Source organism: Bacteroidia bacterium (assembly GCA_016218155.1).
GTDB lineage: Bacteria > Bacteroidota > Bacteroidia > Bacteroidales > GWA2-32-17 > GWA2-32-17.
Genome location: JACREQ010000032.1, coordinates 249,892 through 261,434 on the forward strand (window position 1 = coordinate 249,892; position 11,543 = coordinate 261,434).

Sequence of the window (11,543 nt, forward strand, 5' to 3'; positions counted from 1 at the left end):
TATAAGTGATTACTATGAACTCATTCTTTTTACCTATTCAAACTTACATAATATTTTTTGAACTTTATATTTTTTATTTAAAAAGTGATTTATCAATAGAAGATTTATGTTTTATTTTATTCTTTATAAATTCTTAATGGCTTATTTTTTGAAGTCCGTTTTCATTAAATAAATTTGAGGGATTGGCATTTAGAATAAAAAAATGTTTAATTTCGTAACTAAATTTGAGTTTTTATGTAAAAAACTTGAATGATATTATATGGAAGAATAATGATATTCAGAATATTAATTCTTTTTTGTTTTTTTAGTTTCTCCTGTGTTTATAACATCAATGCTCAGGATAAAGTTAAAACTACTCAGGATACTGAGTTGGAACAAAAAGCATTTACACTTTTCAGAGCAGAGAATTACATAGAAGCACTTCCATTATTTTCTCAATTACTAAGTCTTTATCCAAAAGAGCCAAATTATAATTTTGGTTATGCTGTTTGTTTAATAGAAACAAATCAACAAATTGAAAAAGCTATAAAATATCTGCAATTTGCCGATAGTAAAAGTGATAATCCTTTAATAAAATTCTATTTAGGAAGGGCATTTCATTTAAGCTATAAGTTTGATGAGGCATTAACAAATTATGAAGCTTATTCAAAAAAAGCACTACCTGCAGACAAAAAGAAATATTTACTGGATAGCAGAATTGCTATGTGTAACAATGGAAAAGAACTTATTAGGTATATCAGTGATTTAACTGTTGTTGATAATAAAAAAATTAAAAACGATAACTTTTATTATTCATATGAATTAAAAGATTTTGGTGGAAAACTTATTGTAAAACCGCCTGAATTTAAGACTAAGCTTGATAAAAAATATGAAACTGTAAATAATGTTATTTTTTTTCCGAATAACGGTAAAGAGGTATTTTATGGAAGTTTTGGTGAAAATAAAGCAAACGGTCGTGAAATTTTTAATATAAAAAAGAACTTAGATGGAACATGGAGTAAACCAGTGAATATTGGTTCTGTAATAAATACTCCATATGATGAGGACTATGCTTTTTTACAAGCCGATGGAAAAACACTTTATTTTTCATCAAAGGGGCATAATAGTATGGGTGGCTATGATATTTTTAAATCTGTATTTGATAGTACTGCAAATGCATGGACAAAGCCAATTAACCTAGATTTTCCTACAAATACTCCATATGATGATTATTTGTTTATTACAGATAAGGATGAGTTGTATGCTTATTTTGCATCAAACCGTGAAACCAATGGAGATAATATTTCGGTTTATAAAATTGTAGTTGATAAAAAACCTGTTGAAAGACAATTTAATAACATAGATGAAATTTTAAATACCTCAAAACTTGAAGTATCAACTTTAGCTGATATTAAAAAGGCTGAAAATTCACATAACGATGCTAACAATAAACAATTATTAACTAATAATGTTTCAAATAACAATAATCAGTTAACTTCAACTAATTATAAGTTTAAACCTATTACTTATTCACCAAATATTACAACTCAACAATTAAGTTCAGAGGTAGATAAAGATGAAAAGGAAATTAACAATCAGGCTAATAATTTAAGAAAACAAAGCGATATTGCTTATCTGTCTGCTATTGAAAAAAATAATCAGGCAAATAACAAGAGAAAACTTGCAAGCGATAAAACAAATGAATTAAGTAAAATTACAGATATAAATTTAGCCGAAAAGAAAAAGCAAGAAATTTTTGACTTAATAACCGAGGCTGAAAATCTCGAGAATAATGCAGTTACGGCATATAATGTAGCAAAAAATCTGGACCAGGTTGCAACAGATATTGAAGAGGATGCTGCAAAAACAAAAAATATTAAGGAAGCAATTAATAATTCTGATAATGTAAATAATGAGAGTTTAGTTGAGATTGTAAATAAGAATAAAGACCAGCTTAACAAGAGTCAGAATAAATACACTACAATCGAAAATGAAATAGAAAACAGAACTAGTCTTGCTAACAGTAAGCAAAAAGAGTTTTTGCAAAACGAAAAAGAATATAATGCCAATTTAAATGATATTTCAAGCACTGAAGATGAAATTAATACTCTAAAACAACAGATAGATAACGAAAATGATAATAATAAGAAAACAGAACTTGTAAAACAGTTAGAGAATAAAAATAAACAGCTTGAAGCATATAATTCTAAGGACTCTGTTCTGGAAGACAGCTATGAAAAATCAAAAATCGTTAGTGAAAATTTACAGGAAGAAGTTAAATTTTTAAAAGGACTACAGAATAATGTGTCCGTTGATACACGTACAACACAGGATTTAGCTGTGCTAACAAAGAACATTAATAAAGATCAGTTACATAAAGATATTTTTGACAAAGAACTTACTTTTGACGTGAAGAATGCTAATGCAGTACTTAACAATAATAATTTGACTGCAAATAATAACAAGCAGAATATTATTAAAAGCAATAATCAAGTAATAAATAATACCGAAGCAAATAATATAAATTCCGAAAGTCTATATGTTCAGGCAGAAAAAAACAAGAAAATAGCAGACTCATTACAAAATGTTATATCTGTAAAAGAGAAAGTAATGGCTTCAATTACAGATCCTAAAAAGCATGCTGCTGCATATAATGAAATTACTCAGTTAAATGATTTAAAAGAGTTAAAAACTAAACAAAGTGAAGAGTTGTTAAAACAAGCTAAGGCAAATGATAAAACACTTGTTTCAAATAATACTAATACAAATATTTATAACAATAATTCTGTTTTTCCATTTAATAGCGATAATTCAACAAATACAAATCAGGATTCAAAGCTTGTAACATATCAGAAAGAAGTTTTGAATGCTCAGTATTATGAAAATTTAGTTCGTGAGCAAAGAACTAAAGTTGATATGTTAAAGTACAGTTTGACAAATGCAACTGATGCAGATTCTAAATCTAATACTGAAAAACAAATTGCAGAATTAAATAAAGAGATTGAAAAGAATACTCTGATCAGAAACCAAAGTAAAGCCAATGTAGAAAAATTACATAAAGAGGCTGTTTCTGAAGTAGATGTTAATGCTATAACAAATGAACAGTTAGTATTGAATGCTACTCAATATAAAATGAAGAGTGAGCTAAATTTAACTAATGAGCAAAAACAGGTGATGAGCTTGGTTGAGAATGATAGAGAGTTTTTAAAGGGAATTCAGAAAAATTGTAACGAGATTACTGCTGAGATTGAAGAGTTAATTAAAAGGCGCGAAACAGCAGATTTAAAAACTCAAAAACAAATAGATAAAGATTTAATTTCAAAACGTGAAAAACAAGCTGAACTTATTAAGAAATATTCTACAGTATCAATGGAGTCTAATCAGGATGCTGCAGTAATATATAAAGATGTAATTGATGTAAATAAAAAAGTTGATATAACTAATCCTGATATCAGATTAGCAAATATGCTTGATAAAGAAGCTGAAATATATTTCGAGAAAGCTGCTAATGTCCGCAAAGATGCTGAATTACTAGGGAAACCTGAAGAAACCCTTTTAGAATACAATAAAGCTGATAATATTGAGCAGATTGCAATTCAAAAACAAAAATATTCTATTGATTTATACAAAAAATCTCAAACAAACCTTACCGCTAATAATAATGTAGTAAATAATAGCAATAATGTAAATAATGTTTCAAATCCTAATACAAATAAGAATTTTAATACTGTTTCGGCAGATACAAATCTAATTCCTCGTACTGTTACAATTACATTAAATCCTGATGAAGAAAATCAACTTAAATCATATAATTCAGAAACCCATAAAGCAGATGTTTTATTAGCCGAATCAAAAAAGAGTTTGACTGATATTGAAACTAAAAAGAATAAAGCTGCTGCAACATTTTCTGCAAAGGAAAAACAACAATTACTAAAAGGGATTGATTCTAAAGAACAGAAAGCACTCGATCAAATGCTTAATGCCTATAATTATTACGGAAAGGCTGATAGTATGAAGTTTATGGTTTATAAAAATCAGATTAAACAATTAGAAAATTCACCATCTGTTATTGGTAATAATAAGTCTATTGCTAAACAATATACAAGTGAAGCTGAATTTTATTTTACTGAAGCATCAAAAATAAGACAGAATGCAACTGCTATCACAGATAAGAATGCTAGAGCTGATGAGTTAAAACGTGCAACCGACTTTGAAAGGAAAGCTCTTTCAAGTCAGGAATATGCTGTAGATGTATTAACTGATGTTAATCCTGTGTTCTTTGTTTCAACAAATGACCTTACAAAAATTGACCGACTTGATGTGCTAAATCAGCCTGTTGATGTAAATGAGATTGTTAGAATTAAAACCAGCCGAATTGTTGAGAAGTTAACTTTAACAGAAGAAGAATTAATCAGATTAGATGAGGCTGAAAAGAAAAGAGCTATTTCTAATCAATTGATAAATGATGCAAATAAATATCTGGCTAATCTCGACAGCTTAAAAAAAATAGTCGAATTACCTGCAAATGCAAAGGATAAGAAAAAAGCTGAAAAGCAGATTCCTAAAGTAGAAAAGGACATGTTTGCTAGCCAGTTTACTTCTGCTGAGCTAAATGAAAGTATAAATGATGCTCGTTTTTATCTTTATAAAGAGAATTTTAAAAAGACACGTTTAAATGATAATACTACAGAGGCAAGACAGGGTAAACAGTTAGAGAAAGATGCTAATGCAAAGTATTCTAAAGCAAAATCATTGAGAGAGAAATCTTACATGAAAGAAGATGCCCGTAAAGCATACGAAATAGCTGTTCAGGCCAATACTTTAGAGCAGGAAGCAATAGAAGATCAGGAGAGAGCTTATGGAATTTATCTTAATCTTAAGCCTTTAGATGATGAAATAAAAGAATACGCTTTAAAACATCAGGCGAAAAACAATAATCAAAATCAAAACCTTTTAGTTAAGACAAATGCTGATATTACTCATATAGAAACTCCTGAAATTGATACTACAAGCCAGATTCTAGCAATTAATCAAAATAATAATCCTGTTGACACAACAACTAAATCAAATTTGGTTGTCGAAAATATAACAACTCCTGTTGATACTGCAATAGTTAACAATAATGTAATCGAGAATAAGAATACAAATAATAATGTTGTTGTAAATAATGTATCACCGGTTGACACAACAACAAAGTCAAACTTAGTTGTTGAGAATGTAACTGTACCTGTTGACACTACTTCAAAGGCTAGTAATCATGTTGTTATTAATAATGTGTCGCCTGTTGACACAACAACAAAATCTAATTTAGTAGTTGAAAACATAACAGTTCCTGTTGATACTACAACAAAAACAAATAACAATGTAGTTGAGAATAAGAATACTAATAATGTTGTAATAAATAATGTTTCACCTATTGACACTACAACCAAATCAAATTTAGCAGTAGAAAACATTACAGTTCCTATTGATACCACAACAAAAACAAATAACAATGTAATTGAGAATATTAATACAAATAATAATGTTGTAACAAATAACACTAATAATGTTGATAACCCACCTGTAAATAATAATGCAATTACCCAAGCATTAAATAAAACTGGTTTTGGTTTTTCAATTCTACCAGTAAATGCATATAGTGCTGCAAGTCCTATTCCAATGAATGTTCCTTTACCTGATGGAATTGTATTTAAAGTTCAGATTGGCGCATTTAAAGCCCCTGTTAAAAATGAAGCTTTTAAAGGATTAAATCCCATTTCAGGTGAAACACTTGCAGGTAGTCAGTATGTAAGATATTATGTTGGTTTGTTTTATTCTGAAGATGCTGCAAATATTGTTAGAAATCAGATTAAACCTATTGGGTATAATGATGCCTTTGTTGTTGCATATAAAGATGGAAAACGCATCTCATTATTTGATGCACGTAGGATGTTAAAAGAAAACGGTAAAACTGAAGAATATAACTTGTTAGCTCAGGCAGAGGTAGATAAAATAAAAAACAGAGTAGTTGAGAATCCAATAAACCAAAATGTAAATAATAATCAAACAAATAATAATCCAGTAAATCAAATTACAATTAAGCAACCTGTTAATACTACTAATGTTTCTAATGTGTCAGGGTTATTTTATACTGTACAGATTGGTGTTTATAAAAGTCCTGTTTCTTCACAGGATTTAAAAAATCTTACACCTATTTATGAAGAACAGGCATATGGATTTATCCGCTATACCACTGGGAAATATTCAGATTTTAAAAAGGCCGATTTAGAAAAAAACAGAATTATTCAACTTGGTATACCAGATGCTTTTGTTTCTGCATATTATAATGGAAAGCGAATTAGTGTAGCTGAAGCAACAAAAATTGAAATGCAGAATCCTGCATCAGCTAGTGATCAGGTTGAAGTTAAATATCCGGAACAAAATGTTGAAGTCAATCAAAATGCTAATTTGCCGGTTGACAAAACTGCAATTCTTTTTAAAGTTCAGATAGGTGCATTTAAAGAGCAGATCCCTGTAAATAAAGTTACACAGTTTTTAGAAATGGCTGCTAACCACGGATTAGATCATGAACGCGATGAAACAGGTTCGAATGTTTATTCAGTAGGTAAATTCAAAACATATGATGAGGCTGTGAAAATGCGAGATGTTTTAATTAATGAAGGAGTTCAAGATGCCTTTGTTGTTGCATATAATGGAAAAGTTAAAATTTCTGTAAATGATGCAAAAAATATACTGAATCAATAAATTTTGTAATTTTGTACCCTAAATTTTATTATTCAACGTATGACGTTATTAGAAAAAATTAAATCAAAACCTTCACCAGTAGGTGTAAAAGATGAAGAAACAACACGTGATATGTTTCTTGTTCTTTATAATGATGAAGTTAATACATTCGAATTTGTTATTGAATCTTTAGTTGATGTATGTAATCATATGCCAGAACAAGCCGAGCAATGTGCATTAATTACACATCTTAAAGGAAAATGTGATGTTAAAAAAGGATCATACAATTATCTGAAGTTAATGAAAGATAGTTTAATTTCTAAGGGGCTTTCTGCTGTAATAGAATAAATAATATATTTTCTTTCAAATAATTTTGTTGGTAGGTTTCAATTTTGTACTTTTGCGACCTTTCAGGAGAGATGGGTGAGTGGCTGAAACCAACAGTTTGCTAAACTGTCGTACTGAGTAATTGGTACCGGGGGTTCGAATCCCCCTCTCTCCGCGAAAATCCATTGTAAAAAGAAGCAAAACCCTGATTTTGAGAGAAGTCAGGGTTTTTTATTTCTCTAAAACAACGCAAAAACACACCATTTTCGGGGTAGTTTGGTGTTCTATTCGGTTGCATAAGATTCCCCAAAAAAAAACAACCGAATAAGGTGCGATTTCTCTCTTATGCAGTACTTTACATTTCGTCTTTTTGAGCTAAAAATTATACATTTAACCAAAAAAGAGGATGCAAATTATGGAAAAAAGAACAACCATGGGCCTAATATTTTTCATTAAGAAAACTAGGCTGTTAAGAAACGGAGAAGCTCCGGTTTATTTAAGAATTACTATTAAAAGTAAAAGAGTTTAAATTGCTTTAAACAGAAGCATTTATGAAAAACTTTGGGGTAGTGAAATTGGAACTGCAATAGGAAACAGTCAGGAAGCTAAAATGATAAATGGCTACATTGACAGTGTTCGAACACAGATTCATAATTACATGAAGATCCTGAGAGAAGACGATATTGAAATAACGGCTGAAAGTCTAAGAAATGCTTATCTGGGTATTGAAGAAACTGAAAAGGGAATTATTTAACTTTTTAAAGAGCACAACGAAAATGTAAAAAAACTTATTGGAAAAGACTTTGCACCTGAAACTGTAGAACGATATGAAACCAGTTTGATGCACACTGAAAATTTCATTAAATTATTTTATAAAAAAACAGAACTCCCAATCTCACAAATCAATCACAAATTCATTACTGATTATGAATTGTACTTTAAAACTGAAAGAAATTGTTCACACAACACTACAATGAAGTACATTAAAAACTTCAGAAAAATTATTCGCATTGCTCTTGCAAACGGAATTATAAAAACTGATCCTTTCTCAAACTTTAAAATGACAATAAAAAAGGTGGATAGAGAATATTTGAACGAAGAAGAATTAGAAATTCTACTAAATAAAAAATTTGATTTTCAACGATTAGAACAAGTAAGAGACTGTTTCCTTTTTTCATGCTTTACAGGTCTTGCACATTCCGATTTAAAAAGATTAACAAAAGAAAATATAGTTACCGGAACAGATGGTAAATTATGGGTTAAAATTAATCGTAAAAAAACAAATAATTTAAGCAGCATCCCCATATTACCGATAACTAAAAGCTTAATTGAGAAATATGCATATAATGAATATTGCATGACTCATAATGTCCTTCTTCCAGTTTACACAAACCAAAGAATGAATGCATATTTAAAGGAATTAGCCCTAATTTGTAAAATAAATAAAAACCTGTCAAGCCATATAGCTAGGCATACTTTTGCTACAACTGTAACACTTAACAATGATGTTCCCATTGAAACTGTTTCTAAAATACTTGGACATTCTTCTATTAATATGATAAAAATTTATGCAAGATTACTTGATAAAAAGGTTGGAAACGATATTAAACATTTGCATGATAAGTTTTCAATTATTAAATAGGAACATAAATTAATGCCTTTTAGAAGAATTTGTTATATAAGAAAAGTATTTTTCGGAAATTTTGATAATTAAATATAATAACTATTTTTGACATTTTATTTTAATTTTCAAAAGTAGATAAAATATGAAATTTTTAAAAAAATCAATATTCTTTTTAGGATTATTCATTTTAAGTCCATTAAGCAGTATTTTTGGACAAACTCCATTGAACGATCCCAATTGGATTCCAAGCCCTTTAGGTATAAGTAATGAATTTAATCAGCCTATTGGTTCTTCGCTACCAAGTACTTGGAAATTGTTTGAACAAACTCCACAAAATACTGTTTTTCACTCTTTTGTTTCTTGTAATGGAGGAATCTATGCTGGTACAGATTTTGGTGTTTTCTTTTTGGATACTATTGGAGTAACAAATCTCCATAAAATAGATAATAGTTGGATACCCAAAAATAACGGTTTAACAAATTTTAATATAAATTGCATAAATAATAATGGTAGTAATATTTTTGCTGGTTCAAATTCTGGTGTGTTTTTGTCAACTGATAACGGAAATAGTTGGATACAAAAAGGCTTGTCTACATATAAAATAATAGCAATAGCAACTAGTGGTAATAATATTTTTGCTAGTACTTACGGTTACGATGGTGTGTTTTTGTCCACTGACAATGGAAATAGTTGGGTTGATATTAATAACGGATTACCAGAAACTAATATTCAAACTTTAACAATAAGTGGAAACAATATATTTGCTGGTACAAATGAAAATGGTGTGTTTTTATCTACTAATAATGGAAGTAGCTGGACTCAAAAAGGTTTATTTGGTTATGGGATAACAGCATTAGTGGTAAACGGAAGCGAAATTTTTGCAGGTACAGTTAACAATGGAGTTTTTTATTCTGCAAATAATGGAAGTAGCTGGTCTCAAAAAGGTCTATTTGGTTATGGGATAACAGCATTAGCAATAAATTCACAAAATATTTGTGCAAGCACAAATAATGATAAAGTTTTTTTATCCTTTGACAATGGAAACTTATGGAATGAAATTGGATCAAATAAAATTGTGAAATCAATTATTTTATTAGGAGATACTAACCAAATTGTAGGTACTAATAAAGATGCATTTTTATTTAATGGTGTTAATTGGATTATTAAAAACACAGGTATAAATAATGCTGTAAATAAAATAAATAATATCACATTTGAATCTAGAACAACTGATCCTTCTGATACAACTTATTTAACTTTCACCTCCAATTGGAATCAAACTACTGGGCAATTTAATTCAGGTGGAATTATAACTGCTTGGCAAAATGACCCAAATAATAATCTAGATCCAAATTATTCTTATAGATATTATTCTCCATATGGTTTTTATGAATCTAGGTTAATATTTGCACCAGGTAATAATGATATGTGGCAAACATTTTGGATGTATTATGGAGGATCAGAAAATACACCATATGGAGAAATTGATATATCAGAAAAATATTATGCATTAAGTGAATCTGAATCTTCAACAAACATTTGGTATGGTATACCACCAAATAACACCATACAATCATTTGGTGCAGAAACTTTCATTTCTCAATCATTATTGACTAACTCATTTCATCGATATGCAGTTGATTGGTCTCCAAATAGGCTTATTTTTTATTTAGATGGAAAAATGATTCGAGAAATTTACAATAATTCTTTGATTCCTACATATAAACAGCTTGTTACAATTGGTTCTGGACCAGATCTTCCCTCAAATTATGGATTAGGCTTTTCTCCTTCAGTCAGGAAAATGTACGTTGATTACGTTCATGCTTTTGTATTGAGAAAAGATTGTTTAACTTCAAAAACTATAACTAATATTTACCCATTCGATGGATTTATATATCAAGTATATAACAATGTTACTCTTGATTGTAGTACTCTTATCACTATACCATCAACTGCTAAAATTGCATTTAGAGCAACCAATTCAATATTAATCAAAGGAGATGTTATAATTAGCCAAGGTGCTGAATTTGGAATATATCCTACTAATTGTACTGAAAATAATTAACTAAAAATAAATATTATTAATTAAATCAAAATGAAAACAACAATCTTTATTTTATTATTAAACCTAACATTTATTTCTTGTTTTTCGCAAATAAGAGTAGTTACAAATGGTAATGTTGGTATTGGAAGTGAAACAATAACACCTCAATCACTTTTACATATTCATTCATTACCTACTTCAGGATTGTCAGCTAGAATGTTACAGCTTACAAATAACCAAACTGGAACTTCACCTTCAAATGGTTTTATTATTCGTACAGGTTCTGCTAATAGTAAAGACATCGAATTCGTTAATCAAGAAAATTTAGGAAGTTTAATTTTTAACACAAACTCTGTTGAAAGATTACGAATTGCGACTAATGGTTGTATTGGAATCTGGCAAAATAATCCAACGTATAATCTTGATATAAATGGTACTGTTCGATTTCGCACTTCATATGTGGATGTACTGTTGGATAATTCTGGAATGAGCACTTCTGTATTATATCCATTTACAGATTGCCAATTTCAATTGGGAAAAGATACTAAGAGAATACAAACAATTTTTGCTAATGGAATACATGTGTGGAATTTTTGGAATCATTCTGATGAAAAATATAAAGAAAACTTCAAAATTATTAGTAATCCACTTGAAAAGATAAAAAAAATAAATGGTTTTACATACAATATTGCCGAAAAATTTCTTGCGCCTATGCCAGAGCAAGAAAGAAAGAAATATAAGAACCAAATTGGCTTTACTGCACAAAATATTAAAGAAGTTTTTCCTGAATTAGTTTGTAAAAAAGATTCTTCTGATTATTATGACGTAAATTATATTGGATTA

At 29.0% G+C, this 11,543-nt stretch carries 5 protein-coding genes and 1 tRNA gene; all 6 read left to right on the forward strand.

The features are described from left to right. Nucleotides 1-249: 249 nt before the first annotated feature. Nucleotides 250-6,726 carry a PD40 domain-containing protein gene (locus HY951_05745; protein MBI5539542.1) on the forward strand — a complete coding sequence of 2,159 codons (6,477 nt, stop codon included), beginning with the start codon at nucleotides 250-252 and terminating at the stop codon, nucleotides 6,724-6,726. Between the two features lie 39 nt (nucleotides 6,727-6,765). Next, nucleotides 6,766-7,053 (forward strand): ATP-dependent Clp protease adaptor ClpS, encoded by a 288-nt coding sequence (locus HY951_05750; protein ID MBI5539543.1) that lies wholly within the window; start codon nucleotides 6,766-6,768, stop codon nucleotides 7,051-7,053. Between the two features lie 65 nt (nucleotides 7,054-7,118). After that, nucleotides 7,119-7,207: transfer RNA gene (locus HY951_05755), tRNA-Ser, on the forward strand. Between the two features lie 615 nt (nucleotides 7,208-7,822). Continuing rightward, nucleotides 7,823-8,674, forward strand: a complete 852-nt coding sequence (locus HY951_05760; GenBank protein MBI5539544.1) for a site-specific integrase — start codon at nucleotides 7,823-7,825, stop codon at nucleotides 8,672-8,674. 124 nt (nucleotides 8,675-8,798) lie between these two features. Then, entirely contained in the window at nucleotides 8,799-10,721 is a 1,923-nt protein-coding gene (locus HY951_05765; protein ID MBI5539545.1) for a family 16 glycosylhydrolase, read from the forward strand. A gap of 30 nt (nucleotides 10,722-10,751) precedes the next feature. Continuing rightward, on the forward strand, nucleotides 10,752-11,543 hold a 792-nt coding region (locus HY951_05770; GenBank protein MBI5539546.1), incomplete at its 3' end, for a tail fiber domain-containing protein.